The organism is Ramlibacter sp. MAHUQ-53 (genome assembly GCF_052600055.1).
The window spans coordinates 103,478-129,504 of sequence record NZ_JBQWTS010000005.1 but is presented as its reverse complement, the minus strand read 5'-3'; the positions used below and the strand labels follow the sequence as shown (position 1 = coordinate 129,504).

The window sequence follows — 26,027 nt, the reverse complement described above, 5'->3', positions numbered from 1 at the left end:
CCCGCATTTCCGACGTTCCGCGGTGGACACCCTCCAGAAAGCAGAGATCCAGCTGATCGCCGCCCACCCGGGCGAGCACCTCGACACCGTCCGCGCCATCTTTCGCGAGTACGCGCAAGGCCTGGGCATCGACCTGTGCTTCCAGGACTTCGAGGGTGAATTGCGCGACCTGCCCGGTGATTACGCGCCGCCGCGCGGCGCGCTGCTCCTGGCTGCGGTGGACGGTGCGATTGCCGGCTGCTGCGCGCTGCGGCCCCTGGATTCGAGCGACTATCCCAACGCCGCCGAGATGAAGCGCCTGTACGTGCGCAAGGCGTTCCGCGGCTTCGGCCTGGGTCGCCGGCTGGCCGAGGCCACGCTCGACGCGGCCCGCCAGGGCGGCTACGCGAGCGTGCTGCTCGACACGCTCAGCGACATGGAGGCCGCGCGCGCCCTCTACGAGGAGCTGGGGTTCGAGGAGATCCCCCCCTACTACCACAACCCCATCGCGGGGGCGCACTACCTCAAGGTCGACCTTTGAGCTGACGGCCGAGGGCTCAGCCCTTGGCCTGGGCCAGCATCGTGGCCGCGTCGCTCACTTCAAACTTGCCCGGCGCCTCGATGTTCAGCGAGACGACCTTGCCGTCCTTGACGAGCATCGAGTAGCGGTTGCTGCGCAGGCCCATGCCGCGCGCGGTGAGGTCCAGCGTCAGGCCGGTGGCCTTGGTGAAGTCGGCGCTGCCGTCACCCAGCATGCGCACCTTGCCGTCGGTCTTCTGGTCACGCGCCCAGGCGCCCATCACGAAGGCGTCGTTCACGCTCACGCACCAGATCTCGTCGACACCCGCGGCCTTGAGCTCGGCGGCCTTCTCGACATAGCCGGGCACATGCTTGGCCGAGCAGGTCGGCGTGAAGGCGCCGGGCAGGCCGAAGATGGCGATGGTCTTGCCGGCGGCGGACTTGGCGACGTCGACCGGGTTGGGGCCGATGCTGCAGCCATTGCCCTCGACTTCCGAGTACTCCTGCAGCGTGGCGCCGGGGAGGGTGTCTCCGACCTTGATCATGGGTGTTGTTCCTTGTGTGTTGTTGAAAAAGAAAAACGGCCCACGATTGTGGGCCGTTTTCAAAGGGCGCGCAGGGCCGGGGTATCAGACCTCGGCGGCCTTCTCGACCAGGCGGGTCGCAACCCAGTTCTTGGTCTTGGAGATCGGGCGGGACTCGGTGATCTCGATGATGTCACCGATGTGGTACTCGCCCTTCTCGTCGTGCGCGTGGTACTTGCTGGACTTGGCAACGATCTTGCCGTACAGCTCGTGCTTCACGCGACGCTCGACCAGGACCGTCACGGTCTTGGCGCGCTTGTCGCTCACCACCTTGCCGATCAGGGTGCGCTTGAGGGAGGTTTTGGCTTCCGTCATGTTCACTCCTTACTTGGCGGATTCCGCACGCTTCTGGGCCAGGATGGTCTTGGCGCGAGCGATATCGCGGCGCGTGGCGCGCAGCGTGGCGGTGTTGTTCAGTTGTTGCGTGGCCTTCTGCATGCGCAGGCCGAAATGGGCCTTTTGCAGATCCTTGACCTCGGCTTCCAGGCCGGCAACGTCCTTCTGGCGCAGTTCAGCAGATTTCGTCATGTCGATGTTCTCCTGAATCAAGCGCCGAGCATGCGGCTGACGAACGTGGTGCGCAGCGGCAGCTTGGCGGCAGCCAGCTTGAACGCTTCGCGAGCGAGTTCCTCGGGGACGCCGACGATCTCGTACAGCACCTTGCCCGGCTGGATCTCAGCCACGTAGTACTCGGGGTTGCCCTTGCCGTTACCCATACGCACTTCAGCAGGCTTCTGGGAGATCGGCTTGTCGGGGAACACACGGATCCAGATGCGGCCGCCACGCTTGACGTGACGGGAGATCGCGCGACGCGCGGCCTCGATCTGGCGGGCCGTCAGGCGGCCACGGTCCGTGGACTTCAGGCCGAAGTCACCGAAGGCCACCGAGTTGCCCCGGGTGGCGATGCCGGTGTTGCGGCCCTTTTGCTCTTTACGGTATTTCCGGCGAGCGGGTTGCAGCATGTTTACTCTCCTTTGCCGTCGGACGCAGCGCCCGGCGCGGCAACCTTGCGGGTCACGCGCTTAACGGCAGATTTCGGTGCATCGGCACCTGCGGTTGCTTCTTGCGGCTTGTCGCTGCCGTCAGCGGGGGCCACGTTGCCGGCGCCGGCACGGCGCGGGCCGCCACGGCGGTCGCCACCGGGGCGCTGGCCGTCACGACGCGGGCCGCGCGGACCGCGACGCTCCTCGCCTTCGGGGCGGGGGGTGCTGTCCAGCGAGGGAGCGTCAGCGCGACCCAGCGTGTCGCCCTTGTAGACCCACACCTTGACGCCGATGACGCCGTAGGTGGTCTTGGCTTCGGAGAAGCCGTAGTCGATGTCGGCGCGCAGGGTGTGCAGCGGCACACGGCCTTCGCGGTACCACTCGGTACGGGCGATCTCGATGCCGTTCAGGCGGCCGGCGGACATGATCTTGATGCCCTGGGCGCCCAGGCGCATCGCGTTCTGCATGGCGCGCTTCATGGCGCGGCGGAACATGATGCGCTTTTCGAGCTGCTGGGTGATGCTGTCGGCGATCAGCTGGGCATCGACTTCGGGCTTGCGCACTTCCTCGATGTTCACTGCGACGGGCACGCCCAGGCGGGTCGAGAGTTCCTTCTTCAGGTTCTCGATGTCCTCGCCCTTCTTGCCGATCACGACGCCCGGACGAGCCGAGAAGATCGTGATGCGGGCGTTCTTGGCAGGGCGCTCGATCAGCACGCGCGACACGGCGGCGTTTTTCAGCTTGGCCTTCAGGTACTCACGCACCTTGATGTCTTCGGCCAGCATGCCGGCGAAGTCACGGTTGTTGGCGTACCAGCGGCTGGCCCAGTTGCGGCTGACCGCAAGGCGGAAGCCGGTCGGATGGATTTTCTGTCCCATGTTCTTCCTAGGCCTTAGTTACCGACGGTCACGTACACATGGCACGTGGGCTTGCTGATGCGGTTGCCGCGACCCTTGGCACGCGCGGTGAAGCGCTTGAGGGTGGCGCCCTGCTCGACGTAGATGGTCTTGACCTTCAGTTCGTCGATGTCGGCACCGTCGTTGTGCTCGGCGTTGGCAATGGCGGACTCCAGAACCTTCTTGACGATCACGGCAGCTTTCTTCTGCGTGAAGTTCAGGATGTTCAGAGCCTGATCCACCTTCTTGCCGCGGATCAGATCAGCGACCAGACGGCCCTTGTCGACCGAAAGACGGACGCCCCGGAGGACTGCACGAGTTTCCATGGTCATTCCTTATTTCTTCTGGACTTTCTTGTCCGCGGGGTGACCCTTGAAGGTACGGGTCAGGGCGAATTCGCCCAGCTTGTGACCCACCATCTGGTCGGTGACGTAGACGGGCACGTGCTGCTTGCCGTTGTGGACGGCGATCGTCAGACCGATGAACTCGGGCAGGATCATGGAGCGACGCGACCAGGTCTTGATCGGCTTCTTGTCCTTGGTGGCCACGGCCTTCTCGACCTTGGCGACCAGGTGATGGTCAACGAACGGACCCTTTTTGAGAGAACGAGTCATTGGCTACCCCTTACTTCTTGCGACGCGACACGATCATGACCTGCGTGCGCTTGTTGTTACGGGTGCGGTAGCCCTTGGTCAGGTTACCCCACGGGTCCACCGGCACGCGGCCTTCGCCGGTACGACCTTCACCACCACCGTGCGGGTGGTCGATCGGGTTCATGGCGGTACCACGGACGGTCGGGCGAATGCCCATGTGACGCTTCACACCGGCCTTGCCGAGCTGGCGCAGGCTGTGCTCTTCGTTGGCGACCTCACCGATGGTGGCGCGGCACTCGATGTGGATCTTGCGCACTTCACCGGAGCGCATGCGAACCTGGGCGTAGATGCCTTCGCGAGCCAGCAGGGTGGCGGAGGCGCCAGCCGAGCGGGCGATCTGCGCGCCCTTGCCGGGTTGCAGCTCGATGCAGTGGATGGTCGAGCCCACCGGGATGTTGCGGATCGGCAGGGTGTTGCCAGCGCGGATCGGGGCTTCCGAACCGGACAGCAGCGTTGCGCCGACTTCCAGGCCACGCGGGGCGATGATGTAGCGACGCTCGCCGTCGGCATAGCACACCAGGGCGATGTGGGCCGTGCGGTTCGGGTCGTACTCGATGCGCTCCACCTTGGCGGGGATGCCATCCTTGTTGCGACGGAAGTCCACCACACGGTAGTGGTGCTTGTGGCCGCCGCCCTTGTGGCGAACGGTGATGTGGCCGTTGTTGTTGCGGCCAGACTTCTGGTGCTGGGGTTCCAGCAGGGGCGCGTAGGCCTCACCCTTGTACAGGTGGTCACGCGTGACCTTGACCACGGCGCGCTGGCCGGGCGAGGTCGGTTTCATCTTGATGACGGCCATGATTAAGCAGCCTCCCCAGAGAGGTTGAGCTCTTGACCCGGCTTGAGCGTCACGTAGGCCTTGCGCACGTTGTCGCGGCGGCCCACCGAGCGGCCGAAGCGCTTGGTCTTGCCTTTGGTGTTCACCACGGAGACGCCGGTGACCTCGACCTTGAACATCAGTTCAACGGCGGCCTTGATCTCGGGCTTGGTGGCGTCTTGCAGCACCTTGAACGTCACAGCATTGGACTTCTCGGCCACGGCGGTCGCCTTCTCGGAGACGATCGGGGCGACGAGGACCTGCATGAGACGGCCTTCATCGAACTTGCGTTCGGCGGGGGTGGGGTTCACACGGCTCATGCGAACATCTCCTTGAGCTTCTCGACGGCGCCCTTGGTCACGAGGACCTTCTTGTAGTGCACCAGCGACAGCGGATCGGCGTAGCGGGGCTCGACAACCAGCACGTTGACCAGGTTGCGCGAGGCCAGGTACAGGTTCTCGTCCACTTCCTCGGCGATGACCAGGACGGAGTCCAGGTTCATGGCCTTGAACTTGGCAGCCAGCGGCTTGGTCTTGGGCGAGTCCACCTTGATGGAGTCGACCACGGCCAGACGGCCTTCACGGGCCAGCTGGGAGAAGATGGAGGCCATGCCGGCGCGGTACATCTTCTTGTTGATCTTCTGGGTGAAGTTCTCTTCCGGGCTGTTCGGGAAGATGCGGCCGCCGCCACGCCACAGGGGCGAGGAGGTCATACCGGCGCGGGCGCGGCCGGTGCCCTTCTGCTTGAACGGCTTCTTGGTCGAGTGCTTGACCTGCTCGCGGTCCTTCTGGGCGCGGGTGCCTTGACGGGCATTGGCCTGGTAGGCGACGACGATCTGGTGAACCAGGTCTTCGTTGTACTCGCGGCCGAACACGGTCTCGGGGGCGTCAAACTTGGACGCGGCCTGGCCCTGGTCGTTCAGGAGTTCGAGTTGCATTACTGGGCTCCCTTGACCTTGGCCTTCACGGCCGGACGCACGGTGACGAAGCCGCCCTTGGAGCCGGGAATGGCACCCTTGATCAGCAGCAGCTGACGGGCTTCGTCGATGCGGATCACGTCCAGGTTCTGGGTGGTGACGGTCACGTCGCCCAGGTGGCCGGACATCTTCTTGCCGGGGAACACGCGGCCCGGATCCTGGGCCATCGAGATCGAGCCCGGGACGTTGTGCGAGCGGCTGTTACCGTGCGAGGCGCGCTGCGAAGCGAAGTTGTGACGCTTGATCGTGCCGGCGAAGCCCTTACCGATCGAGGTGCCCTGCACGTCGACCTTCTGGCCCACGGCGAACACGTCGGCAGCAGGCACCACGGCGCCAGCGGCGTACTTGGCGGCGGCTTCGGCGGTGACGCGGAATTCCTGGACGATCTCACCGGCTTCGACACCCGCCTTGGCGAGGTGGCCGGCTTGCGGCTTGGTCACGCGCGAAGCTTTGCGCGAACCGAACGTGACCTGCAGGGCCACATAGCCGTCGTTCTCTTGGGTCTTGACCTGGGTCACACGGTTGTTGGACACGTCCACCACCGTGACGGGCACTGCGTCCCCGTCATCGGTGAACAGGCGCATCATGCCCACCTTGCGGCCCAGCAACCCGAGGGAGTTGCTCTGACTCATGTTTGTTACTCCGTTGCTTCCGCCGCAGCCGCTTCAATTGGCTTCTGCGTTTGACGTCCCCAGTCGCAAAAAGCGGTGGAAACGGCGAAAGAAGGTTAATGAAAGCCCCACCCAAAATGGGCGGAGCCACAAATTATAGCCCGCCCTCACCATTGCTGGCAAGGGCGGGCCTCAAGAGAAGCAGTTGGTATTACTGCAGCTTGATTTCGACGTCGACGCCGGCCGGCAGGTCCAGCTTCATCAGGGCGTCAACCGTCTTGTCGGTCGGGTCGACGATGTCCATCAGGCGCTGGTGCGTGCGGATCTCGAACTGGTCGCGCGACGACTTGTTGACGTGCGGCGAACGCAGGATGTCGAAGCGCTTCATGCGGGTCGGCAGGGGCACGGGGCCCTTGACGATCGCGCCGGTGCGCTTGGCGGTGTCGACGATCTCGGCGGCAGACTGGTCGATCAGCTTGTAATCGAAGGCCTTGAGGCGGATACGGATCTTTTGCTGGGCCATCTGATTACTCCATGATCTTGGCAACGACGCCGGCGCCGACGGTCTTACCGCCTTCGCGGATGGCGAAGCGCAGACCTTCTTCCATGGCGATCGGGGCGATCAGCTTGACGGTGATCGTCACGTTGTCGCCAGGCATGACCATTTCCTTGTCCTTCGGCAGCTCGATCGCGCCGGTCACGTCCGTGGTACGGAAGTAGAACTGCGGACGGTAGTTGTTGAAGAACGGCGTGTGACGGCCACCTTCGTCCTTGGACAGCACGTACACCTCGGCGGTGAAGTGCGTGTGCGGCTTGATGGAGCCGGGCTTGCACAGCACCTGGCCGCGCTCGACTTCTTCACGCTTGGTGCCGCGCAACAGGATACCCACGTTGTCGCCAGCCTGGCCCTGGTCCAGCAGCTTGCGGAACATTTCCACGCCCGTGCAGGTGGTCTTCAGGGTCGGCTTGATACCGACGATCTCGATTTCCTCGCCGACCTTGATGATGCCGCGCTCGACGCGACCGGTCACCACGGTGCCGCGGCCAGAGATCGAGAACACGTCTTCCACCGGCATCAGGAACGCGCCGTCAACCGCACGCTCAGGCGTGGGGATGTAGGAGTCCAGGGCCTCGGCCAGCTTCAGGATCGCGCCTTCGCCCAGCTCGCCCTTGTCGCCTTCCATCGCCAGCTTGGCCGAACCCTTGATGATCGGGGTGTCGTCGCCAGGGAAGTCGTACTTGGACAGCAGCTCGCGCACTTCCATCTCCACCAGCTCGAGCAGCTCGGCGTCGTCGACCATGTCGCACTTGTTCAGGAAGACGATGATGTAGGGCACGCCCACCTGGCGGGCCAGCAGGATGTGCTCACGGGTCTGGGGCATCGGGCCGTCAGCGGCCGAGCACACCAGGATGGCGCCGTCCATCTGGGCAGCGCCGGTGATCATGTTCTTGACGTAGTCGGCGTGGCCAGGGCAGTCCACGTGGGCGTAGTGGCGGTTGGCCGTCTCGTACTCGACGTGGGCGGTGTTGATCGTGATGCCGCGAGCCTTCTCTTCCGGGGCCGCATCGATCTGGTCGTAGGCCTTGGCTTCGCCGCCGAACTTGGTGGCCAGCACGGTGGTGATCGCCGCCGTCAGGGTGGTCTTGCCGTGGTCCACGTGGCCAATGGTGCCCACGTTCACGTGCGGCTTGGTCCGCTCGAATTTACCTTTTGCCATTTTCAAAAACTCCAAAGAGCAACGCCCGTGTACAGGTTTTAGGTCTGCACCGCATTGCTGGATCCCACGCCACGGGCAACGTGGGGCATGCGGTCGCAGACCGGCTGAAAATCAGCGCTGGTTTACTTGGCGCGAGCCGCGACGATCGCGTCGGCCACGTTCTTCGGAGCTTCGGCGTAGTGCTTGAACTCCATCGTGTACGTGGCACGGCCCTGCGACATCGAACGCAGCGTGGTCGAGTAGCCGAACATTTCGGACAGCGGGACCTCGGCCTTGATGGCCTTGCCGCCGCCGACCATGTCGTCCATGCCCTGGACCATGCCACGGCGGGAGGACAGGTCGCCCATCACGTTGCCGGCGTAGTCCTCGGGCGTCTCGACTTCCACGGCCATCATGGGCTCGAGGATGACGGGGTTGGCCTTCTTGGCGGCTTCCTTGAAACCGAAGATGGCGGCCATCTTGAACGCCTGCTCGGACGAGTCCACGTCGTGGTACGAACCGAAGGTCAGGGTGACCTTGACGTCAACGACGGGGTAGCCGGCCAGCACGCCGGAGTTCAGGGCTTCGATCACGCCCTTTTCCACCGCCGGGATGTACTCGCGAGGCACCACGCCGCCCTTGATGGCGTCGACGAATTCGAAGCCCTTGCCGGCTTCCTGCGGCTCGAGCGTGAACACGACGTGACCGTACTGGCCCTTGCCGCCGGACTGGCGAACGAACTTGCCTTCGACGTCGGTGACCTGCTTGCGCACGGTTTCGCGGTACGCCACCTGGGGCTTGCCCACGTTGGCTTCCACGCCGAACTCGCGCTTCATGCGGTCGACGATGATTTCGAGGTGCAGTTCGCCCATGCCGCCGATGATGGTCTGGCCGGACTCTTCGTCGGTCTGCACGCGGAAGGACGGGTCTTCAGCGGCCAGGCGGGACAGGGCGATGCCCATCTTCTCCTGGTCGGCCTTGGACTTGGGCTCCACGGCCTGGCGGATCACCGGCTCGGGGAAGACCATGCGCTCCAGGGTCACGACGGATTCCGGATCGCACAGGGTTTCACCGGTGGTGACGTCCTTCAGGCCCACGCAGGCGGCGATGTCGCCGGCGCGGATCTCGTCCACTTCCTGGCGGTTGTTCGCGTGCATCTGCACGATACGGCCGATACGCTCCTTCTTGCCGCGCACCGAGTTGTACACGGTGTCGCCCTTGGACAGCACGCCGGAGTACACGCGCACGAACGTCAGCTGGCCCACGAACGGGTCGGTCATCAGCTTGAACGCCAGGGCGGAGAACTTCTCGTTGTCGTCGGCCTTGCGGCTGGTGGGCTGCTCGTCTTCGTCCGTGCCGGCCACCGGGGGGATGTCCACCGGGGAGGGCAGGAAGTCGATCACGGCGTCCAGCATGCGCTGCACACCCTTGTTCTTGAAGGCGGTGCCGCACAGCATCGGCTGGATCTCGGTCGCGATCGTGCGGGTGCGGATGCCCAGCTTGATCTCTTCCTCGGAGAGGTCGCCCTCTTCCAGGTACTTGTTCATCAGGTCTTCGCTGGCCTCGGCAGCCGCTTCAACCATCTTCTCGCGCCATTCCTTCGCGGACTCGACCAGGTCGGCCGGGATGTCCTCGTAGTTGAACTTCATGCCCTGGGAGGCTTCGTCCCAGATGATGGCCTTCATCTTGAGCAGGTCGACCACGCCCTTGAAGTTTTCCTCGGCACCGATCGGGATCACGATCGGCACGGGGTTGGCCTTCAGGCGCAGGCGCATCTGGTCATAGACCTTGAAGAAGTTGGCGCCGGTACGGTCCATCTTGTTGACGAACGCGAGGCGGGGCACCTTGTACTTGTTGGCCTGGCGCCAGACGGTTTCCGACTGGGGCTGCACGCCACCCACGGCGCAGTACACCATGCAGGCGCCGTCCAGCACGCGCATGGAACGCTCCACCTCGATGGTGAAGTCCACGTGGCCGGGGGTGTCGATGATGTTGAAGCGGTGCTCGGGGTAGGACAGGTCCATGCCCTTCCAGAAGCAGGTCGTGGCGGCGGACGTGATCGTGATGCCGCGCTCCTGCTCCTGCTCCATCCAGTCCATGGTGGCGGCGCCGTCGTGCACTTCGCCGATCTTGTGGTTCACGCCGGTGTAGAACAGGATGCGCTCGGTGGTCGTGGTCTTGCCGGCGTCGATGTGCGCGGAGATGCCGATGTTGCGATAGCGCTCGATGGGCGTATTGCGGGCCATGATGAATCTCTTTCGGTTGAAACGGATTCGGGCCCGCTCGTGGCGGGCCCGTCATCCAGGGGAGGAATTGCTTAGAAGCGGAAGTGGCTGAAGGCCTTGTTGGCCTCGGCCATGCGGTGAACCTCGTCACGCTTCTTCATGGCACCACCGCGGCCTTCGGTGGCTTCCATCAGCTCGTTGGCCAGGCGCTGGGCCATCGACTTCTCGCCACGCTTCTTGGCGGCTTCCTTGAGCCAGCGCATGGACAGGGCCAGGCGACGCACCGGGCGCACTTCGACGGGCACCTGGTAGTTGGCGCCGCCGACGCGGCGGGACTTCACTTCCACCATCGGCTTGATGTTGTTGATGGCGGTGGTGAAGACTTCCAGCGGGTCCTTGCCCGGCTGCTTCTTCTCGATCTGCTCGAGTGCGCCATAGACGATGCGCTCGGCGACCGCCTTCTTGCCGCCTTGCATGATCACGTTCATGAACTTGGCGAGCTCGACATTGCCGAACTTGGGATCCGGCAGGATTTCACGTTTAGGGACTTCGCGACGACGTGGCATTTCTTACCTCTTCAATTGCTTCAGTTGGCGCACCCTTCCGGGATTGCCGCGAGAGCCATCAGGACCCTCACTTACTCGACCCGCAGGCGACATGCCTGTTTGGGGTCACTACGCCGGACCAGCCTGCCAAGGCGGCTCCAGCACCGATGAACGAATGACCGCTTAGGCCTTCTTCGGGCGCTTGGCGCCGTACTTGGAGCGGGCCTGCTTGCGATCCTTCACGCCTTGCAGGTCCAGCGAACCGCGGACGATGTGGTAACGCACACCGGGCAGGTCCTTGACACGGCCGCCGCGCACGAGCACCACGGAGTGTTCCTGCAGGTTGTGGCCTTCACCGCCGATGTAGGAGATGACCTCGAAGCCGTTGGTCAGGCGCACCTTGGCGACCTTACGCAGCGCGGAGTTCGGCTTCTTGGGGGTCGTGGTGTACACGCGGGTGCACACGCCACGACGCTGGGGGCTGTTTTGCATCGCGGGGCTCTTGGATTTGGTCTTTTCGACCTCCCGGCCCTGACGCACGAGTTGGTTGATGGTTGGCATTAAACGTCCCTAAACGTCTTCAAACAATCTGCCGGTACGCCAGGCCCCAGCAGGGACCGAAACGCATGCGCCCCGGCTCCAGCAGGAGCAAAAGCGCAAACACGGCAGGCACAAATTCCCCGCCCCAATAGCGGGAAAGCCCTCCAGTATATCCCGCGGCCCCGCCAGAGGCAAACCTGGCGCGGCCAGCGGGCCGGAGTTAAACTTTTCGTATTACTTGATCCAGAGGCGCACGGCGTCCCAGGCGCGGCCCAGCACGCCGGCCTGGGGCACGGCCTCCAGGGCCACGAGGGGCACGTCCACCACCGGTTGGTCAGCGGCCGAAACCTTCAGCACACCCACCGCCTGGCCACGGGCCAGGGGCGCCACCAGGGGATCGGGACGCACGACCTGCGTCTTGATCCGGGCCGCCATGCCCGCGGGCACGGCCACCACGATGGGCTGCGGGCGGCCGAGCTTGGCCTTGCCCTCGGTCCCCTTCCAGACATCGGGGGTGACCACGGCCTGGTTGGCATCGAACAGCTTGACCGCCTCGTAGGCGGTGTAGCCCCAGTTCAGGAGCTTCTGCGACTCGCCGGCCCGGGCGTTCTCGTTGGCCGCGCCCAGCACGATGGACAGCAGGCGGCGGCTGCCCACGTTCGGGAAGTCGCGCCTGGCGGTGGCGATCAGGCAGTAGCCCGCGGCGTCCGTGTGGCCGGTCTTGAGGCCGTCCACCGTCGGGTCGCGGAACAGGAGCATGTTCCGGTTGGTGTCGTTGGTCGCCGGCGTGCCCGGGTAGTGGTACTTCTTGATGGCGTAGTAGCCCACGTACTCCGGAAAGTCCTGCATCAGGCGGGTGGCCAGGATGCTCAGGTCGCGCGCGGTGGTGATGTGGCCGGCGGCGGTCAGGCCCTCGGGGTTGCGGTAGCTGGTGCCCTTCATGCCCAGGGCCTTGGCCTGGTCGTTCATCAGCTGGACGAAGCGCTCGACGCTGCCGCCCACGGCCTCGGCCAGGAGCACCGTGGCGTCATTGCCGGACTGGACGATCATGCCCTTGATCAGGTCCTCCACCGGCACCTGCATCTTGGGGTCGATGAACATGCGCGAACCCGGCATCTTCCAGGCGCGCTCGCTCACCGGCAGGGTCTGGGTCAGGGTCAGCTTCTTGGCCTTGAGCGCGTCGAAGACCAGGTAGGCCGTCATCAGCTTGGTCAGCGAGGCGGGCTCGACCGGCGAGTCGATGTCGCGGCCCACCAGGACCTGGTTGGCGGTGATGTCCACCAGCAGGTAGCTGCGGGCGGCGATCTCGGGCGGTTGCGGGGTCTGGGCCTGGGCGGCCAGGCAGCACAGGGCGAGCAGGGGCGCGGCCAGCGCCCGGAGGAATCGGTTCATGCGGTCGAAGCGGGGAAATCGAACGGTCAGCGCAGGTGGCGGGCCACCAGGCTCTTCAGCAGCGGTAATTGTCCGTGAAAGAAGTGCTCCACCCCGGGGATCACGGTAACGGGGAGCAACTGCGGGCGCGCCCAGTCCATCACGGCGGACAGGGGCACGGTGTCGTCCTGCTCGCCGTGGACCACCAGGGTGCGCTCATGCAGGTCGACAGGCACGGCGGCCGGCGCCGAGCGCACCACCGAGGTCCCCACGAGCACGAGGCGCTCGATGGCGCGCTGCGGCCACAGGTTCGCGACCACATGGGTGGTGACGAAGCCGCCGAAGGAGAAGCCGGCCAGGGCCAGCGGTCCCTCGGGCGCCACCTGGCCAACCAGGCCCAGCATGTCCTGCGCCTCGCCCAGGCCCTCGTCGTGCGCGCCTTCGCTGGCGCCCACGCCGCGGAAGTTGAAGCGGATGGCGGTCCACCCGGTCTGCACGAATGCGCGGGCCAGGGTCTGGACGACCTTGTTGTCCATGGTGCCGCCGAACAGCGGGTGCGGGTGGGCGATGACCGCCGTGCCGCGCGGCGCCATACCCTCCGCGGGATCGTCGCGCAGCGCCTCGATCACGCCGGCGGCGCCGGTGAAGCGCAGCTTCTGGGTACGCGGGTTCATGGGGTCAGCGCCCCAGGTGGGGCGGGGCGATCAGGCGCTCGACCACCTTGCCGTTCTTCAGGTGGGACTCGACGATCTCGTCGATGTCCGCGGCGTCGACATACGTGTACCAGACCGCCTCGGGGTAGACCACGGCCACGGGGCCCGCGGCGCAGCGGTCCAGGCAGCCGGCCTTGTTCACGCGCACCTTGCCCGGGCCGGCCAGGCCCGCTTGCTTCACCTTGGCCTTGCAATGGTCGAAGGCCTCCTGGGCCTTGTAGTTCGCGCAGCAGTCCTCGCCGTTGGCGCGCTGGTTCAGGCAGAAGAAGACGTGGTGCTTGTAGTAGGAGGAGGTCGGCTGGGTCATGCCGGGAATTCTAGGTGGCCCTCTCCGATCGGGAGGCCCGCAGCACCACGTACGCGATCACGGCATAGGGCCACAGCCACCCGAGCCACTGGGCCAGCCCGTTGAAACGGATGAAGCGCCCCTGCTCCCAGGCCTGGAGCGTGAGGCTGAAATAGGCGCTGGCCGGCGCCTGGTTCAACAGGCTCAGGTGCACCACGGATGCCAGCAGCACCAGCGCCGCGCAGCCCCGGCGCGGCACCGGAACGAGCAGCAGCGACAGCACCAGCCCGCCCACGAGCCCCAGCCGTACGGGCAGGGACAGCCAGGCCCAGGCATTCGCCGGCCCCCAGCTCAGGGCCGCCGACAGCGCCGAGGCGCCGAGGCCTGCCAGCAAGGTGGCAACGGCGAAGGCAGCGCGGCGCGGCAGTGACCGCATCACCGAATACCCCAGGAGGCAGGGAATCACCAGGCCGAGCGCGACGCACACCAGTTCGCTGCCCGGGACCAGGGGCTGCAGTTCCACGTCGCGCACGGGCAGCCACTCCAGGAACGGGGTGTCCATCAGCCAGTCGGTCAGCGCGATCTCGAGGCGCTCGAACACCTGCCCCAGTCCCAGGGGCACCGAAGCGGGGAATAGCAAGGCGAACGGCCACAGCGCAAGCAGGACCAGGGCGCCGCGCGACTCGTCGACGAACCAGCGCTGGCGGAAGCGGTGCCAGTGGTCGATCGCCCCGAACCGCTCCAGGCCCGCGGCCAGCACCCCGCCGAAGGCCACGCCGAGCACGTTCAGGGCGAAGTCCAGGTTGGACGGCACGCGCGCCGGCAGGTAGGTCTGCAGGGCCTCCATGGCGAACGACAGCGCGGCTCCCGCGAGGACGGCCAGGCCGATGGTGCGCCCCACCGCCCGCACGGCCGTGGTCCGCAGGCCCGCCAGGGCCAGCAGGAAGCCCAGGGGGGCATATCCGGCCACGTTGGCCGCGAGGTCGAACCTCGTCCAGTAGCGGGGCCAGGGGCTGGCGAGGAAGGCCCAGGGCGCGATGCCCTGGTCGCGCCAGCCGTCGAAGGGGTAGAGGCTGGCATAGACGATCAGCGCCGCATACGCCTGGGCCAGGGGCCAGGCGGACGTCTTGTGCGCAGCCATTGTGGCGACCGGGTCAGAACGGCTTGACTACCACCAGCACCACGCCCGCCACCAGCAGCAGCACCGGCACCTCGTTGAACCAGCGGTACCAGACATGGCTGCGGTGATTCCGGTCCGCCTCGAAGCGGCGCAGGATCGCGCCGCAGGCATGGTGGTAACCCAGGAGGGCGACCACGACCGCCAGCTTCGCGTGCATCCAGCCATTGCCCGGGCCGCGGCCGATGCCGTACCCGAGCCACAGCCACAGTCCCAGGGCGACGGCGGGCACCGCCAGCAGCGTCATGAACCGCATCAGCTTGCGCGCCATCAGCAGCAGGCGGTCGCGTTCAGCCGAGGCGCCCGGGCCGACCATGGCCAAATTGACAAATATTCGCGGCAGGTAGAAGAGACCGGCGAACCAGCTGGCGACGAAAACGATGTGGAAGGCTTTGACCCAGAGCATGGGGCCGAGTGTAGTGAGGCCGGCGCGGTCAAAAAAAACCCCGGCGCACAGCCGGGGTGGGAAGCCTTGTTGCTGTCACACATTAAGGCACCCGCTCAGGGAGGAAAAGCGGGGAGCGGCAAGCCGCCCGGGTCGAAATTTATCAGGGGGTCTATGGCGTTTCAAGCGCCATAGGGAGGAATTACCCGGAGATATCGGCAGAAAAGGCGCCCAAACCAAACCATAACTATTCATTCGGAAGGGCCTGGGCAGGCCGCCGCAGCCATGCGGCACAATTTTGCAATGACCCTGCACGCACCCTTCCCCCTGGGCCGCCCCCGCCGCCTGCGCCGCGATGAGTTCACCCGCAACCTGGTGCGCGAGCACCGGCTCTCGCCGCACGACCTGATCTACCCGGTGTTCGTGCAGGAAGGCAGCAACCGGCGTGACCCGGTGCCGTCGATGCCCGGCGTCGAGCGCCTGAGTCTGGACCTGCTGCTGCCGGTGGCCGAGGAGTGCGTGGCCCTGGGCATTCCGGTGATGGCCCTGTTCCCGGTAATCGACCCGTCCCTCAAGACGCCCGATGGCGCCGAGGCCTTCAACCCCGACGGACTGGTGCCGCGCGTCGTCGGCGAGTTGAAGAAGCGCTTTCCCGAGCTGGGCGTGATGACCGATGTCGCGCTCGACCCCTACACCAGCCACGGCCAGGACGGCCTGCTGGACGACACCGGCTACATCCTGAATGACGAAACCGTCGCCGTCCTCACGCGCCAGGCGCTGGCACAGGCCGAGGCCGGCGTGGACATCGTGGCCCCGAGCGACATGATGGACGGGCGCATCGCCTCGATCCGCCAGGCACTGGAGCAGGCCGGCCGCATCCATACGCGCATCATGGCCTACAGCGCCAAGTACGCCAGCGCGTTCTACGGCCCGTTCCGTGATGCGGTGGGCTCGGCCGCCAACCTCGGCAAGAGCAACAAGAAGGTCTACCAGATGGACCCGGCCAACACCGACGAGGCGCTGCGCGAGGTGGCCATGGACATCGCCGAGGGCGCCGACATGGTGATGGTCAAGCCCGGCATGCCGTACCTCGACGTGGTGCGCCGCGTGAAGGACGAATTCCGCGTGCCGACCTTCGCCTACCAGGTCTCGGGCGAGTACGCCATGCTCAAGGCCGCGGCGCAGAACGGCTGGCTGGATCACGACGCGGTGATGATGGAAAGCCTGCTGGCCTTCAAGCGCGCCGGCGCCGACGGCGTGCTGACCTACTTCGCGCGTGACGCCGCGCGACTGCTGCGGGCCTGACGCCGCCATGCGGATCGTCGAGTTCACCGAAGGCACGCTGCGCTTCCTGGACTCGGCGCCGCAGCAGCCGCCGTCGAGCGGCTTCCTCTGGGTCTACCTCGATCGCGAGGCGCTGCCGCAGCGGCTGGCCGAGCTGCAGGCGCTCACGCAGCGCCTGGGCGGCTCGACGCTGCTGGACCTGCACGTGAAGGACCTGGGCAACGCGGACCACCCGTCCAACTACGACTACACCTCGATCTACGACCTGGTGATATTCCGCCGCCTGGCCAGCCCCGAGGAGGTCGATGCCGACCTGCGTGGCGCCGCCATGCATACCGGGCCGGCGCAGGCCCTCGCCAGTTTCCGCCGCATCCGCACGCGGGCCATGGGCTTCGCCGTGTTCGACCGGCTGCTGGTGACGGTCCACCCAGCGGGCTGCATGACCGCGCGCACCTTCATCGAACGCTACGTGGCCGACACGGCATTGGCGGACGGCCAGGCCACCGTCTCGCGCAGCCGCCTGCCGGCGAGTCCCGCCGACCTGATGCTGCGCATGCTGAACGTGATGGTCGACGGCTACCTGGAGATGCGCAAGCAGCTCGCCGGCGAGCTGGGACAGTGGCAGGAGGGGCTGCTGCAGCCCCGCGGCGAGCGCGCGGACTGGCGCGCGCTGATGCTGGCGCGGGCCGAGCTGCACCGGCTCGAGGACCTGTGCGAGGACCAGCAGGACGCCCTCCAGGAATGGCTGGACACCGCGCGCGAGCAGCCCATGCCCTGGCTGTCGCAGGCCGAGCACGACACGCTGGTCGCGCGCGCCAACGACGTCATCGAGCATGTCGGCCGGGTGGTGCACCAGGTGCGCCGCATGGAGCAGGGCGCGGAGGCGGTGGTGCAGATCCACTTCTCGGCACAGAGCCACCGCGCCAACAACATCATGCGCACGCTCACCGCGCTGACCGCGATCTTCCTGCCGCTGAACCTGATCACCGGCATCTTCGGCATGAACTTCGACGCCATGCCCCTGCTGCACGAGGGGCGCGGCTTCTGGATCGCGCTGGGCGCCATGGCCGCCGTGGCGGCGGTCATGGGCGTGGTCTTCTGGCGCAAGCGTTACCTGCGCTCGGGGCGCTGAGGCCCCGCCGCGGCGATCAGGCGCGCAGGTGCTTGGCGAAGAAGGCCAGGGTGCGCTCGCGCGCCAGCTTGGCCGCGGCGGCATCGTACGAGCCGCGCTGGTCGCAGTTGAAGCCGTGGTTGGCGGCGTACACGTGCACCTCGACCTCCGGGTGCGCTCGCTTGAACGCTTCAACCGTGTCCATCGGGATCCAGTGGTCCTGGTCGCCGAAGTGCGCCATCACCGGCACGCGCGGCTGGCGGGCGGTCTCCTCGGGCGTGGTCACGCCACCGCCGTAATACGGCGCCGCGGCCGACAGGCCATGGACGCCGCAGGCCGCTCGCCAGGTCAGCAGGCCGCCCCAGCAGTAGCCCACCACGCCGACCTTGCCGGCCTGGCCGGCGTAGTCGACGGCAGCCTGGATGTCCTGCAGCACGCCGGGCGCGGGCAGGGCCTCGACCGCCGCCTTGAGGTCGATGCCGGCCTTCATGTCGGCCTCGGCATAGCCCAGTTCGACGCCGGCCTTCACACGGTGGAAGGTCGACGGCGCCACGGCCAGGTAGCCCTCCTGGGCATAGCCGTCGGCCACGGCGCGGATATGGGAGTTGACGCCGAAGATCTCCTGCAGCACCACCACCGCGCCCCTGGGCGCGCCGGCGGGACGGGCCACGTAGGCGGGGAAGGCGTGGCCGTCGGCGGCCTTGAGGTCGATGAATTCACCCATGGTTTCTCCTTGTGTCGTGAGTTGTCGTGGAAGGTGGGTCAGGCGGGCGCGCCGAGCTTGCGGGCCAGGAAGTCCAGCCGGTCCTGGCCCCAGAAGATCTCGCCGTCCACCACGTAGCTGGGCGCGCCGAACACGCCAAGCTCGATGGCAGCGCGGGTGTTGGCCTCGTAGGCCTCCTGCACGGAGACTTCGCGCGATGCCGCCAGGCACTCGGACGGCAGGCCCCGGGCGCGCAGCACGTCGGCCAGGACCTCGGCGTCGGCGATGTTGCGCTCCTCGGCCCACACCGCGGCGAGCAGGGCACCGGCCAGGCCGAGGGCGGCCTCGGCGCCCTCGCTGCGGTCGACCACGACGATCAGGCGCGCCGCATCATCGGCGGCAACGGGAAAGAACCGCGGCTTGAGGTTCAGGGGCAGGCCCAGGAATTTCGAGAAGCGTTCGAGCTCCACAAGGCGGTAGGCCTGCCGCTGCGGCGCGCGCTTGGCCAGCGGCAGGCCGCCCGAGACGGGGAAGACCTGGCCCAGGTCCATCGGCAGGACCCGCACCGGGGCGCCATGCTCGCGCGCCAGGCGCACGAGCCTGTCGTGTCCGAGGTAGGTCCAGGGGCTGTTCGGGGCGAAGTAGTAGTCGATGCGGCGGCTCACGTTGTCTCCGGTTGGTCGCCGCCTCGTGGACGGCTTTGCTCTAATCGAGCGCGAAGCTTACCCGCCCCGCGGAGATGGAGGTTGCACATGGACAAGATCCTGCTGGTCACCGGCGGCAGCCGCGGCATCGGCGCCGCGACGGCCTTGCTGGCGGCACGCCAGGGCTACGCGGTGGCCGTCAACTACGCGACGCGCCCGGACGCCGCGCAGGCCGTGGTCCGTCAGATCCGCGAGGACGGCGGCACGGCCATCGCCGTGCAGGCCGATGTTGCGCGGGAGGAGCAGGTGCTGGCGATGTTCGAGCGCATCGACGCCGAGCTGGGCCGCCTCACCGCCCTCGTGAACAACGCCGGCGTGGTCGACGTGCCGGCACGGGTGGACGAGATGGACATGGCGCGCTGGCGCCGCATGTTCGACATCAACGTGATGGGCACCCTGGCATGCTCGCGCGAGGCGGTGCGCCGAATGAGCACGCGCCATGGCGGGCGGGGCGGTGCGATCGTGAACCTGTCCAGCGCCGCCGCGCGCCTGGGCGCCGCCGGCCAGTACGTGGACTATGCGGCGGCCAAGGGGGCCATCGATGCCTTCACCATCGGCCTGGCGAGAGAGGTGGGCGGCGAAGGCATCCGCGTCAACGCGGTGCGCCCGGGCCTGATCGAGACGGAGATCCATGCCTCGGGCGGGTTGCCCGACCGGGTACGACAGCTCGCGCACCAGGTGCCCATGCAACGGGGCGGGCGGCCCGAGGAGGTGGCCGAAGCGATCGTGTGGCTGCTGTCGCCGCAGGCCAGCTACACGACGATGACGCTGATGGAGATTTCCGGAGGGCGTTGAGGCGCGCGGGTCAGTCGGTCACCAGAGACAGCAGCACGTTGTCGCGCCACTCGCCGTTGACCTTGACGAAGTCCCGCGCGTAGCCCTCCACCGTGAACCCCAGCCGGCGCAGCAACCGGGCGCTGCGCAGGTTCTCCGGCAGGTGCGTGGCCATGATGCGGTGCAGCTTGTAGCGGGCCAGGACCTCGCGCACCGCGGGTGCGATCGCGGCGTACATCAGGCCGCTGCCCTCCAGCGGCTCGTCGACCAGGAAGCTGATCGTGCAGGCCTGGAAGTCGCCATGCTCGATGGCCCAGAAGCTGGCCAGGCAGCCGATCTCCCGGGCGTCACCCTCCTTGGTGAACCCCACGAGGTGGACGGCCTGTCCGGCCGACATGGCCTGCCGGCGGCGCGCGAGCTCGCCTTCCCAGTGGGCAGCCTGCTCCAGCTCCGGCGCGAGGCTCATCGCCATGCGCAGGTGGTGGCGGTTGCGGGCATGAAAGCGCGCGAAGGGAGCGGCGAACTGCGGGTGAACCCCGTAGAGCCACCACCGCTCGTTGTCCATCCAGATGACGGGTTGGTCGACCGGCGTGACGACTCGGGCTTTCATGATGCGCGCTCCTCCAGCAGGCCAAGGCGGCGCCACATCGGCACCACCGTCTCGATGAACTGCTCGGCCCGTGCGGCCAGATCGCGCCGGACGGCGTCAGCGTCCTGCGCCCGCTCGGGGGCCTCGTGCCAGGGCCAGGCGACGTCAGCCAGCTGGCTGGCCGTGCGCGCGCCCTGTTCCCACGCCAGCAGGAACAGCCGCTCCGCCCGGGCGCTCTCGATGGCGTGGCCGGTCACGGGGCTGGCCAGGTACCGCAACGTGTCGTCGAACCGGGCCTGGCGGGCGACCGCGCGATTCATGGCGCGGGCCGGCACCGGGTCATGCGCAGCCAGGTCCTCGGGGAACACGGGGAACGCATGGACCTGGGCCACCAGGGCGGCCGCAGTCTCGAACACCCGCTCGACGGGATACCCGCCGAGCCCGGCGTCGTCGATCAGCCGCCCCAGGGGGACCGGTGCGTCCGCGACGTCCAGCGCCTGTACCAGCCGCGTGGCGATCTCAGGATCGAGCGAGATGCTGCCGTACGGGGTCTGCACCGTGGTGCCGATGGCAGCAGCGGGGCGCAGGAGGACCAGGGCCACCTCCCGCAGCCGAGCGTTGCGCTCGGGCCGGGACAGGCGGTTGGCGCCACGCACGAAGACATCCCGGCGGAAGCGGCGATTGAGCAGGAAGTCGGTGGTGGTTTCGCGCAGCGCCGGGTTGAGGGCCAGGTCGGCCACGCCACAGGCCTGGCGGCGCTGCAGAGACTCCCCCACGAGGTCGGACTTGTGCACCGAGCAGGCGAAACCCAGACCGGCGGCCTCGAGGGTTTCCGCCAGCTCGGCGAAATAGGTGATGTGCCAGGAGCGGTTGAAGTACTCGTGCGCGACGACGTTCACGTCGTCGCGCAGCATCTCGTCGAGCATCTGGCCGGCCTTGGCGTTCTGCTCGAAGTAGGCGGCCCGCCCCCGGCGCAGGCGCTGCGCGAACGCCAGCGAATCGCTGATGCGCGTGGCCGTGGAGGCGCCCCGGCCCCCGGCCAGTTCGGAGTGCAGCCACAGCAGGTCCCGCAAAGGCTTCTCGGCGGACCAGCCCGGCATCACGTTGTAGCTGACGTACACGATGCCCCCGGGGCGCAGGCGCCGCCGGATGAACTCGACGACCGCATGCCGCGCCGACGCATTGATCCAGGACCAGACGCCATGCAGGGTGATGAAGTCGAACTCAGGCAGGCTGGCCTCGAGCATGTCCTCGAAGCCGAGGGCCAGCCAGTGGGCCGGCAGCTGGGCCTGGCGCGCCAGCGACTGGGCGAAGACCGCATGGTCCGGGTTGAAGTCCGTGCCCCAGAACTCCCCTCGGGGGTTGGCCGCAGCGTGGAGATTGGCGCAGACGCCTTGCCCGTAGCCGAGCTCGCAGTAGCGGTAGGAGCCGTCGCCGGTGGCGTTGGACAGGCCGTTCAGGAGAAGGAAGAACCGCAGGAAGGGCGGTGACAGCTCATGGTAGTAGCCGTGGGAGTATGTGAGATCCGACACATACCCCTGTGACCAGTTCTGATTCATTCGACCCCCGTCGAGCGCCCATGGCTGAACAATTGAGCGTTGGTGATGGAGGACGCCGGCGAGTTCCAGCGGCTGGCCGGCCCCGCTGGCCTCAGAAGCCTTGCGCCAGGGCCTCGCGCAGGTGGTCCACCAGGCATTGCACTGCCCGCGGCACCCGGGCGGACCAGGGCCGCAGCGCGTAAATGTGGTCGCCGAAGAAGCCGAGCGGCCGCCACTTCGGCAGCACCTGCACCAGTTCGCCGGAGGCCAGGGCCGGGGAGGCGGTGAAGTCGGGCAACAGGCCGATGCCCAGGCCGGCCATCACGCATTCGCGCAGCACCTCGCTGTTGTTCGCCTTCAGGGGGCCTGACACCGCCACGGCGACCCGCTCGGGACGGCGGCGGCGCTCCTGCTCGAAGGACCAGCTCTGGCCCGCGGCATCCCGCAGGTACAGGAGGCAGGCATGCGCGGAGAGCTCCGAGGGATGCCCGGGCTCGCCGTGCCGGCGCAGGTAGTCGCGGCTGGCCACCAGCAGGGATCGCGAGGCGCACAGGGGCCACGCCACATGCGTCTCCGGCGGCGCCTGGGTATGCCGGATCGCCAGGTCGAAACCTTCCTGCGCGAGGTTCACCAGGCGGTCGCTCAGGTCCAGCTCCAGGCGGATCTCCGGGTAGCGCTGGAGGAAGGCGGGCAGGATCGGCGCGATGTGCTGCCGTCCCAGGGCCACGGGGGCGGTGAGGCGCACCAGGCCGCGCGGCGAGCCGGCCAGGTCGCGGACGCCGGCGAAGCTGTGCTCGATGCGCTCGAACGGCGCCTGGATGTCGTCGACGAGCTGCTGGCCCGCCGGGGTCAGGCTCACCGAGCGGGTGGTCCGCCGCACCAGGGGCACGCCGGCCGCGCGCTCCAGTTCGGCGATGCGCTGGCTCACCGTGGCCTTGGACACCCCGAGCCGGCGCGCGGCCTGCGTATAGCTGCGGGTCTGGGCCAGCACGGTCAGCAGGTGCAGGTCGGCGAAGGCGGGCGTAGTCATGCTTGTATTGTTCATCGAATCGAACAATCTGATTGAGGTTCTGGCCTTCCCGGCCGGCACCGCGACGCCTAGACTGGGCCCCAGCAACCGATTGAAGGATCCTCCATGAACGCACCCGAGAAAGCCCTCGCCGCCACCGGCGTCGCCACGATCGACCACTGGATCGGGGGGCGCGTCTGCGCGGGCCGCAGTGGCCGCCACGCCGATGTCCACAATCCCGCCACCGGCCAGGTGACCGGCCGGGTGGCGCTGGCCGACACCCGTGAAGTGGACCAGGCGGTCGCCACCGCCCAGGCCGCCTTCCCCGCGTGGGCCGAGACTTCGCCGCTGCGCCGCGCGCGGGTGATGTTCAAGTTCCTCGAGCTCCTGAACCAGCACCGGGACGAACTGGCCCGCATGATCACCGCCGAACACGGGAAGGTGTTCACCGACGCCCAGGGCGAGGTCACGCGCGGCATCGAGATCGTGGAATTCGCCTGCGGCATCCCGCAGCTGCTCAAGGGCGACTACACCGAGCAGGTCTCCACCGGCATCGACAACTGGACGATGCGCCAGCCCCTGGGCGTGGTCGCCGGCATCACTCCCTTCAATTTCCCGGTGATGGTGCCGATGTGGATGTTCCCGGTGGCCCTGGCCTGCGGCAACACCTTCGTCCTCAAGCCCAGCCCGCTGGACCCGAGCCCCTCGCTGCGCATGGCGGAACTGCTGAAGCAGGCCGGCCTGCCCGATGGCGTGTTCAACGTGGTCCAGGGCGACAAGGACTCGGTCGACGCCCTGTTGGAGCACCCCGGCGTGAAGGCCCTGTCCTTCGTCGGCTCCACGCCGATCGCGCAGAAGATCTACGAGAGCGGCGCCCGCCACGGCAAGCGCGTGCAGGCCCTGGGCGGCGCGAAGAACCACATGGTGGTGATGCCCGACGCCGACATGGACCAGGTCGCTGACGCCCTGATCGGCTCGGCCTACGGCTCCGCCGGCGAACGCTGCATGGCGATCTCGGTCGCCGTGCTGGTCGGCGACACCGGCGACCGGCTGATGCCGGTGCTGGCCGAGCGCACCCGCGCGCTCAAGGTGAAGAACGGCGTCGAGCTCGACGCCGAGATGGGCCCGATCGTGAGCCGGGTGGCGCGTGACCGCATCACCGGCTACATCGATGCCGGCGTCGCCGAGGGCGCCCAGCTCGTGGTCGACGGCCGCGGCTTCCGGGGCCAGGCGGCCGGCGCGGGCTGCGATGACGGCTTCTGGCTCGGCGGCACCCTGTTCGACCATGTCACGCCCGACATGAAGATCTACCGCGAGGAGATCTTCGGCCCGGTGCTGGCCTGCGTGCGGGCCAAGGACTTCGCCGAGGCGCTGACCCTGGTCAACGACCACGAGTTCGGCAACGGCGTGGCCTGCTTCACCCGCGACGGCAACGTGGCGCGTGAGTTCAGCCGCCGCATCCAGGTGGGCATGGTCGGCATCAACGTGCCGATCCCGGTGCCCATGGCCTGGCACGGCTTCGGCGGATGGAAGAAGAGCCTGTTCGGCGACATGCATGCCTACGGCGAGGAGGGCGTGCGCTTCTACACGAAGCAGAAGTCCGTCATGCAGCGGTGGCCTGAGAGCATCGGCAAGGGCGCCGAGTTCGTGATGCCGACCTCGAAGTAACGCAGCGCTTATCCTTCGCGCTGCGTCATCAGAACAACGAGGGACAACGCGCGATGAGCGACACGACGTTCGATCACATCATCATCGGCGCCGGCACGGCCGGCTGCCTGCTCGCCAACCGACTGAGCGCCGACCCGTCCCGGCGTGTGCTGCTGATCGAAGCCGGCCGCAAGGACGACTACCACTGGATCCACATCCCGGTCGGCTACCTGCATTGCATCGGCAACCCGCGCACCGACTGGCTGTACCGCACCGAAGCCGAAGCCGGCCTCAACGGCCGCCAGCTGCGCTACCCACGCGGCAAGACGCTGGGGGGCTGCTCCAGCATCAACGGCATGATCTACATGCGGGGCCAGTCGCGTGACTATGACCAGTGGGCCCGGCTCACGGGTGATGCCCGCTGGCGCTGGGAGCACTGCCTGCCGTATTTCCGCAAGCACGAGGACTACCACGGCGGCTCCGATGCGCTGCATGGAGCCGGTGGCGAGTGGCGGGTGGAGAAGCAGCGGCTTCGCTGGGACATCCTCGACGCCTTTTCCCAGGCCGCGCAGCAGGCCGGCCTGCCCGCCTGCAACGACTTCAACCGCGGCGACAACGAGGGCGTGGGCTACTTCGAGGTGAACCAGCGCGCCGGCTGGCGATGGAACACCGCCAAGGCCTTCCTGCGCCCGACCTGCTACGGCCGCCCCAACTTCGAGATGTGGACCAACGCCCATGTGCGGCGGCTGGTGATCGAGCGTGGCGAGGACGGCGCGCTGCGCTGCACCGGCGTCGAGGTGTGGACCGGCAGCGAGATGGTCACGGCCCGCGCCAACCGCGAGGTGCTGCTGTCGGCCGGCAGCATCGGCTCGCCGGCGATCCTGCAGCACTCGGGCATCGGCCCCGCCAGCCTGCTGCAGTCGCTGGACATCCCCGTCCTGCAGGACCTGCCGGGCGTGGGCGCCAACCTGCAGGACCACCTACAGATCCGCTCGGTATTCAAGGTGCAGGGCGTCAGCACGCTCAACACCCTGGCCTCCAGCTGGTGGGGCAAGGCCCGGATCGGCCTCGAGTACGCGTTCAAGCGCAGCGGCCCCATGAGCATGGCCCCCTCCCAGCTGGGCGCCTTCACCCGCAGCTCGCCGGACCAGCCGTGGCCGAACATCCAGTTCCACGTGCAGCCCCTGAGCCTGGACGCATTCGGCGAACCGCTGCACACCTTCGACGCGTTCACCGCCAGCGTCTGCAACCTGAACCCCACCAGCCGGGGCACGGTCAAGATCCGCAGCCAGGACTTCCGTGACGCCCCCCTGATCGCCCCCAACTACCTCAGCACCCCCGAGGACCGCCGCGTGGCGGCGGACTCGCTGCGCGTGGCGCGGCGCATCGCCGCGCAGCCGGCGCTGGCCCCGTACCGGCCCGAGGAATGGAAACCCGGCCCGCAGTACCAGTCCGACGAGGAACTGGCCCGGCTGGCGGGCGACATCGCGACCACCATCTTCCACCCGGTGGGCACCACCCGCATGGGCGCCGAGGATGACCCGATGGCCGTGCTGGACCCGCAAATGCGCGTGCGCGGCGTGGCCAACCTGCGGGTGGTGGACGCCGGCGCCATGCCCACGATCACCAGCGGAAACACCAACTCGCCCACGCTGATGATGGCCGAGAAGGCCGCCGACTGGATCCTCGCCGCGGGGTGAGGACCACGGGTAAG

The 26,027-nt window shown here is 67.4% G+C and carries 32 protein-coding genes; 6 read left to right on the top strand and 26 right to left on the bottom strand.

Annotated features, from left to right (window positions below):
• The first annotated feature begins 46 nt into the window (after positions 1-46).
• Positions 47-520 (top strand): GNAT family N-acetyltransferase, encoded by a 474-nt coding sequence (locus ACT80S_RS09565; protein WP_377415554.1) that lies wholly within the window; start codon positions 47-49, stop codon positions 518-520.
• Between the two features lie 16 nt (positions 521-536).
• Here ACT80S_RS09565 and ACT80S_RS09560 read toward each other — a convergent pair whose 3' ends face one another.
• The 21 genes from ACT80S_RS09560 to ACT80S_RS09460 all read right to left on the bottom strand — a co-directional run bounded on the left by ACT80S_RS09560 (position 537) and on the right by ACT80S_RS09460 (position 14,975).
• Positions 537-1,043 carry a peroxiredoxin gene (locus ACT80S_RS09560; RefSeq protein WP_377415396.1) on the bottom strand — a complete coding sequence of 169 codons (507 nt, stop codon included), beginning with the start codon at positions 1,041-1,043 and terminating at the stop codon, positions 537-539.
• 84 nt (positions 1,044-1,127) lie between these two features.
• Complete coding sequence (rpsQ, locus tag ACT80S_RS09555) at positions 1,128-1,397, bottom strand: 30S ribosomal protein S17 (RefSeq protein WP_377415395.1); 270 nt, start codon at positions 1,395-1,397, stop codon at positions 1,128-1,130.
• Positions 1,398-1,406: 9 nt separating this feature from the next.
• A complete protein-coding gene (rpmC, locus tag ACT80S_RS09550) occupies positions 1,407-1,610 on the bottom strand; it encodes a 50S ribosomal protein L29 (protein ID WP_377415394.1) in 204 nt (67 codons plus the stop codon).
• Between the two features lie 17 nt (positions 1,611-1,627).
• Positions 1,628-2,044 carry a 50S ribosomal protein L16 gene (gene rplP / locus ACT80S_RS09545; protein ID WP_377415393.1) on the bottom strand — a complete coding sequence of 139 codons (417 nt, stop codon included), beginning with the start codon at positions 2,042-2,044 and terminating at the stop codon, positions 1,628-1,630.
• Between the two features lie 2 nt (positions 2,045-2,046).
• Positions 2,047-2,943 (bottom strand): 30S ribosomal protein S3, encoded by an 897-nt coding sequence (gene rpsC / locus ACT80S_RS09540; RefSeq protein ID WP_377415392.1) that lies wholly within the window; start codon positions 2,941-2,943, stop codon positions 2,047-2,049.
• A gap of 14 nt (positions 2,944-2,957) precedes the next feature.
• Positions 2,958-3,287: a 50S ribosomal protein L22 gene (gene rplV, locus ACT80S_RS09535; RefSeq protein ID WP_013899634.1), complete on the bottom strand. Its 330-nt coding sequence runs from the start codon at positions 3,285-3,287 to the stop codon at positions 2,958-2,960.
• 9 nt (positions 3,288-3,296) lie between these two features.
• The gene (rpsS, locus tag ACT80S_RS09530; protein WP_377415391.1) at positions 3,297-3,575 is read right to left on the bottom strand and encodes a 30S ribosomal protein S19; all 279 of its coding nucleotides are present in this window, start codon (positions 3,573-3,575) and stop codon (positions 3,297-3,299) included.
• 10 nt (positions 3,576-3,585) lie between these two features.
• Positions 3,586-4,410 (bottom strand): 50S ribosomal protein L2, encoded by an 825-nt coding sequence (rplB, locus tag ACT80S_RS09525; RefSeq protein WP_377415390.1) that lies wholly within the window; start codon positions 4,408-4,410, stop codon positions 3,586-3,588.
• Between the two features lie 2 nt (positions 4,411-4,412).
• Positions 4,413-4,748 (bottom strand): 50S ribosomal protein L23, encoded by a 336-nt coding sequence (gene rplW, locus ACT80S_RS09520; protein ID WP_377415389.1) that lies wholly within the window; start codon positions 4,746-4,748, stop codon positions 4,413-4,415.
• A complete protein-coding gene (gene rplD, locus ACT80S_RS09515; RefSeq protein ID WP_377415388.1) occupies positions 4,745-5,365 on the bottom strand; it encodes a 50S ribosomal protein L4 in 621 nt (206 codons plus the stop codon). Before rplD ends, rplW begins: the two co-directional genes overlap by 4 nt.
• Positions 5,365-6,036 carry a 50S ribosomal protein L3 gene (gene rplC, locus ACT80S_RS09510; protein WP_377415387.1) on the bottom strand — a complete coding sequence of 224 codons (672 nt, stop codon included), beginning with the start codon at positions 6,034-6,036 and terminating at the stop codon, positions 5,365-5,367. Before rplC ends, rplD begins: the two co-directional genes overlap by 1 nt.
• A 190-nt stretch (positions 6,037-6,226) precedes the next feature.
• Positions 6,227-6,538 (bottom strand): 30S ribosomal protein S10, encoded by a 312-nt coding sequence (rpsJ, locus tag ACT80S_RS09505; RefSeq protein WP_145895499.1) that lies wholly within the window; start codon positions 6,536-6,538, stop codon positions 6,227-6,229.
• Positions 6,539-6,542: 4 nt separating this feature from the next.
• Complete coding sequence (gene tuf, locus ACT80S_RS09500) at positions 6,543-7,733, bottom strand: elongation factor Tu (protein ID WP_377415386.1); 1,191 nt, start codon at positions 7,731-7,733, stop codon at positions 6,543-6,545.
• Between the two features lie 122 nt (positions 7,734-7,855).
• Positions 7,856-9,958, bottom strand: a complete 2,103-nt coding sequence (fusA, locus tag ACT80S_RS09495) for an elongation factor G (RefSeq protein WP_377415385.1) — start codon at positions 9,956-9,958, stop codon at positions 7,856-7,858.
• Between the two features lie 71 nt (positions 9,959-10,029).
• Positions 10,030-10,503, bottom strand: coding sequence for a 30S ribosomal protein S7 (gene rpsG, locus ACT80S_RS09490; RefSeq protein ID WP_377415384.1), 474 nt, complete (start codon positions 10,501-10,503; stop codon positions 10,030-10,032).
• A 162-nt stretch (positions 10,504-10,665) separates the two neighbouring features.
• On the bottom strand, positions 10,666-11,043 hold the full coding sequence (rpsL, locus tag ACT80S_RS09485) for a 30S ribosomal protein S12 (RefSeq protein ID WP_027477404.1): 378 nt from the start codon (positions 11,041-11,043) through the stop codon (positions 10,666-10,668).
• 213 nt (positions 11,044-11,256) lie between these two features.
• On the bottom strand, positions 11,257-12,414 hold the full coding sequence (locus ACT80S_RS09480; protein WP_377415383.1) for a D-alanyl-D-alanine carboxypeptidase family protein: 1,158 nt from the start codon (positions 12,412-12,414) through the stop codon (positions 11,257-11,259).
• A 26-nt stretch (positions 12,415-12,440) separates the two neighbouring features.
• Positions 12,441-13,067, bottom strand: coding sequence for an alpha/beta hydrolase (locus tag ACT80S_RS09475; protein ID WP_377415382.1), 627 nt, complete (start codon positions 13,065-13,067; stop codon positions 12,441-12,443).
• A 4-nt stretch (positions 13,068-13,071) separates the two neighbouring features.
• A complete protein-coding gene (locus ACT80S_RS09470) occupies positions 13,072-13,413 on the bottom strand; it encodes a (2Fe-2S) ferredoxin domain-containing protein (protein ID WP_377415381.1) in 342 nt (113 codons plus the stop codon).
• A gap of 10 nt (positions 13,414-13,423) precedes the next feature.
• Entirely contained in the window at positions 13,424-14,533 is a 1,110-nt protein-coding gene (locus ACT80S_RS09465) for a VanZ family protein (protein WP_377415380.1), read from the bottom strand.
• A 13-nt stretch (positions 14,534-14,546) separates the two neighbouring features.
• Positions 14,547-14,975, bottom strand: a complete 429-nt coding sequence (locus tag ACT80S_RS09460) for a CopD family protein (protein WP_377415379.1) — start codon at positions 14,973-14,975, stop codon at positions 14,547-14,549.
• 282 nt (positions 14,976-15,257) lie between these two features.
• On the opposite strand from ACT80S_RS09460, the gene hemB reads away from it, so the two are divergent.
• On the top strand, positions 15,258-16,259 hold the full coding sequence (gene hemB, locus ACT80S_RS09455; RefSeq protein WP_377415378.1) for a porphobilinogen synthase: 1,002 nt from the start codon (positions 15,258-15,260) through the stop codon (positions 16,257-16,259).
• A 7-nt stretch (positions 16,260-16,266) separates the two neighbouring features.
• On the top strand, positions 16,267-17,370 hold the full coding sequence (locus ACT80S_RS09450) for a magnesium transporter CorA family protein (RefSeq protein WP_377415377.1): 1,104 nt from the start codon (positions 16,267-16,269) through the stop codon (positions 17,368-17,370).
• A 16-nt stretch (positions 17,371-17,386) separates the two neighbouring features.
• Here the strand turns inward: ACT80S_RS09450 and ACT80S_RS09445 are convergent, their stop codons facing one another.
• Positions 17,387-18,073 (bottom strand): dienelactone hydrolase family protein, encoded by a 687-nt coding sequence (locus ACT80S_RS09445; protein WP_377415376.1) that lies wholly within the window; start codon positions 18,071-18,073, stop codon positions 17,387-17,389.
• A 38-nt stretch (positions 18,074-18,111) separates the two neighbouring features.
• The gene (locus ACT80S_RS09440; RefSeq protein WP_377415375.1) at positions 18,112-18,717 is read right to left on the bottom strand and encodes a 2-hydroxychromene-2-carboxylate isomerase; all 606 of its coding nucleotides are present in this window, start codon (positions 18,715-18,717) and stop codon (positions 18,112-18,114) included.
• A gap of 87 nt (positions 18,718-18,804) precedes the next feature.
• Here ACT80S_RS09440 and ACT80S_RS09435 point away from each other — a divergent pair, with 87 nt between their 5' ends.
• Positions 18,805-19,551, top strand: coding sequence for an SDR family oxidoreductase (locus ACT80S_RS09435; protein WP_377415374.1), 747 nt, complete (start codon positions 18,805-18,807; stop codon positions 19,549-19,551).
• Positions 19,552-19,561: 10 nt separating this feature from the next.
• Here ACT80S_RS09435 and ACT80S_RS09430 read toward each other — a convergent pair whose 3' ends face one another.
• The 3 genes from ACT80S_RS09430 to ACT80S_RS09420 all read right to left on the bottom strand — a co-directional run bounded on the left by ACT80S_RS09430 (position 19,562) and on the right by ACT80S_RS09420 (position 22,687).
• Complete coding sequence (locus ACT80S_RS09430; protein ID WP_377415373.1) at positions 19,562-20,140, bottom strand: GNAT family N-acetyltransferase; 579 nt, start codon at positions 20,138-20,140, stop codon at positions 19,562-19,564.
• Positions 20,137-21,651: a methyltransferase regulatory domain-containing protein gene (locus ACT80S_RS09425; protein WP_377415372.1), complete on the bottom strand. Its 1,515-nt coding sequence runs from the start codon at positions 21,649-21,651 to the stop codon at positions 20,137-20,139. The genes ACT80S_RS09430 and ACT80S_RS09425 overlap by 4 nt, the downstream gene beginning before the upstream one ends.
• Before the next feature lie 118 nt (positions 21,652-21,769).
• Entirely contained in the window at positions 21,770-22,687 is a 918-nt protein-coding gene (locus ACT80S_RS09420; protein WP_377415371.1) for a LysR family transcriptional regulator, read from the bottom strand.
• A 105-nt stretch (positions 22,688-22,792) separates the two neighbouring features.
• Between ACT80S_RS09420 and ACT80S_RS09415 the strand changes: the two genes are divergently transcribed.
• Together ACT80S_RS09415 and ACT80S_RS09410 are read left to right on the top strand one after the other, a co-directional pair.
• Positions 22,793-24,334, top strand: coding sequence for a CoA-acylating methylmalonate-semialdehyde dehydrogenase (locus ACT80S_RS09415; protein ID WP_377415370.1), 1,542 nt, complete (start codon positions 22,793-22,795; stop codon positions 24,332-24,334).
• Between the two features lie 53 nt (positions 24,335-24,387).
• Positions 24,388-26,013 (top strand): GMC family oxidoreductase, encoded by a 1,626-nt coding sequence (locus tag ACT80S_RS09410; protein WP_377415369.1) that lies wholly within the window; start codon positions 24,388-24,390, stop codon positions 26,011-26,013.
• Positions 26,014-26,027: the final 14 nt, after the last annotated feature.

Bases quoted from the DNA above. Each gene is read 5' to 3' on its own strand.
- ACT80S_RS09435 (WP_377415374.1), top strand. From the start codon at position 18,805: ATGGACAAGATCCTGCTGGTCACCGGCGGCAGCCGCGGCATCGGCGCC.
- rplV (WP_013899634.1), bottom strand. From the start codon at position 3,287: ATGGAAACTCGTGCAGTCCTCCGGGGCGTCCGTCTTTCGGTCGACAAG.
- ACT80S_RS09465 (WP_377415380.1), bottom strand. From the start codon at position 14,533: ATGGCTGCGCACAAGACGTCCGCCTGGCCCCTGGCCCAGGCGTATGCG.
- ACT80S_RS09480 (WP_377415383.1), bottom strand. From the start codon at position 12,414: ATGAACCGATTCCTCCGGGCGCTGGCCGCGCCCCTGCTCGCCCTGTGC.
- rpsG (WP_377415384.1), bottom strand. From the start codon at position 10,503: ATGCCACGTCGTCGCGAAGTCCCTAAACGTGAAATCCTGCCGGATCCC.
- rpsL (WP_027477404.1), bottom strand. From the start codon at position 11,043: ATGCCAACCATCAACCAACTCGTGCGTCAGGGCCGGGAGGTCGAAAAG.
- rpsJ (WP_145895499.1), bottom strand. From the start codon at position 6,538: ATGGCCCAGCAAAAGATCCGTATCCGCCTCAAGGCCTTCGATTACAAG.
- rpsS (WP_377415391.1), bottom strand. From the start codon at position 3,575: ATGACTCGTTCTCTCAAAAAGGGTCCGTTCGTTGACCATCACCTGGTC.
- rplC (WP_377415387.1), bottom strand. From the start codon at position 6,036: ATGAGTCAGAGCAACTCCCTCGGGTTGCTGGGCCGCAAGGTGGGCATG.
- ACT80S_RS09470 (WP_377415381.1), bottom strand. From the start codon at position 13,413: ATGACCCAGCCGACCTCCTCCTACTACAAGCACCACGTCTTCTTCTGC.
- rpmC (WP_377415394.1), bottom strand. From the start codon at position 1,610: ATGACGAAATCTGCTGAACTGCGCCAGAAGGACGTTGCCGGCCTGGAA.
- ACT80S_RS09560 (WP_377415396.1), bottom strand. From the start codon at position 1,043: ATGATCAAGGTCGGAGACACCCTCCCCGGCGCCACGCTGCAGGAGTAC.
- ACT80S_RS09460 (WP_377415379.1), bottom strand. From the start codon at position 14,975: ATGCTCTGGGTCAAAGCCTTCCACATCGTTTTCGTCGCCAGCTGGTTC.
- rplW (WP_377415389.1), bottom strand. From the start codon at position 4,748: ATGAGCCGTGTGAACCCCACCCCCGCCGAACGCAAGTTCGATGAAGGC.
- ACT80S_RS09450 (WP_377415377.1), top strand. From the start codon at position 16,267: ATGCGGATCGTCGAGTTCACCGAAGGCACGCTGCGCTTCCTGGACTCG.
- rpsQ (WP_377415395.1), bottom strand. From the start codon at position 1,397: ATGACGGAAGCCAAAACCTCCCTCAAGCGCACCCTGATCGGCAAGGTG.
- ACT80S_RS09475 (WP_377415382.1), bottom strand. From the start codon at position 13,067: ATGAACCCGCGTACCCAGAAGCTGCGCTTCACCGGCGCCGCCGGCGTG.
- ACT80S_RS09415 (WP_377415370.1), top strand. From the start codon at position 22,793: ATGAACGCACCCGAGAAAGCCCTCGCCGCCACCGGCGTCGCCACGATC.
- rplP (WP_377415393.1), bottom strand. From the start codon at position 2,044: ATGCTGCAACCCGCTCGCCGGAAATACCGTAAAGAGCAAAAGGGCCGC.
- rplB (WP_377415390.1), bottom strand. From the start codon at position 4,410: ATGGCCGTCATCAAGATGAAACCGACCTCGCCCGGCCAGCGCGCCGTG.
- ACT80S_RS09420 (WP_377415371.1), bottom strand. From the start codon at position 22,687: ATGACTACGCCCGCCTTCGCCGACCTGCACCTGCTGACCGTGCTGGCC.
- rplD (WP_377415388.1), bottom strand. From the start codon at position 5,365: ATGCAACTCGAACTCCTGAACGACCAGGGCCAGGCCGCGTCCAAGTTT.
- hemB (WP_377415378.1), top strand. From the start codon at position 15,258: ATGACCCTGCACGCACCCTTCCCCCTGGGCCGCCCCCGCCGCCTGCGC.
- rpsC (WP_377415392.1), bottom strand. From the start codon at position 2,943: ATGGGACAGAAAATCCATCCGACCGGCTTCCGCCTTGCGGTCAGCCGC.
- tuf (WP_377415386.1), bottom strand. From the start codon at position 7,733: ATGGCAAAAGGTAAATTCGAGCGGACCAAGCCGCACGTGAACGTGGGC.
- fusA (WP_377415385.1), bottom strand. From the start codon at position 9,958: ATGGCCCGCAATACGCCCATCGAGCGCTATCGCAACATCGGCATCTCC.
- ACT80S_RS09445 (WP_377415376.1), bottom strand. From the start codon at position 18,073: ATGGGTGAATTCATCGACCTCAAGGCCGCCGACGGCCACGCCTTCCCC.
- ACT80S_RS09430 (WP_377415373.1), bottom strand. From the start codon at position 20,140: ATGAAAGCCCGAGTCGTCACGCCGGTCGACCAACCCGTCATCTGGATG.
- ACT80S_RS09410 (WP_377415369.1), top strand. From the start codon at position 24,388: ATGAGCGACACGACGTTCGATCACATCATCATCGGCGCCGGCACGGCC.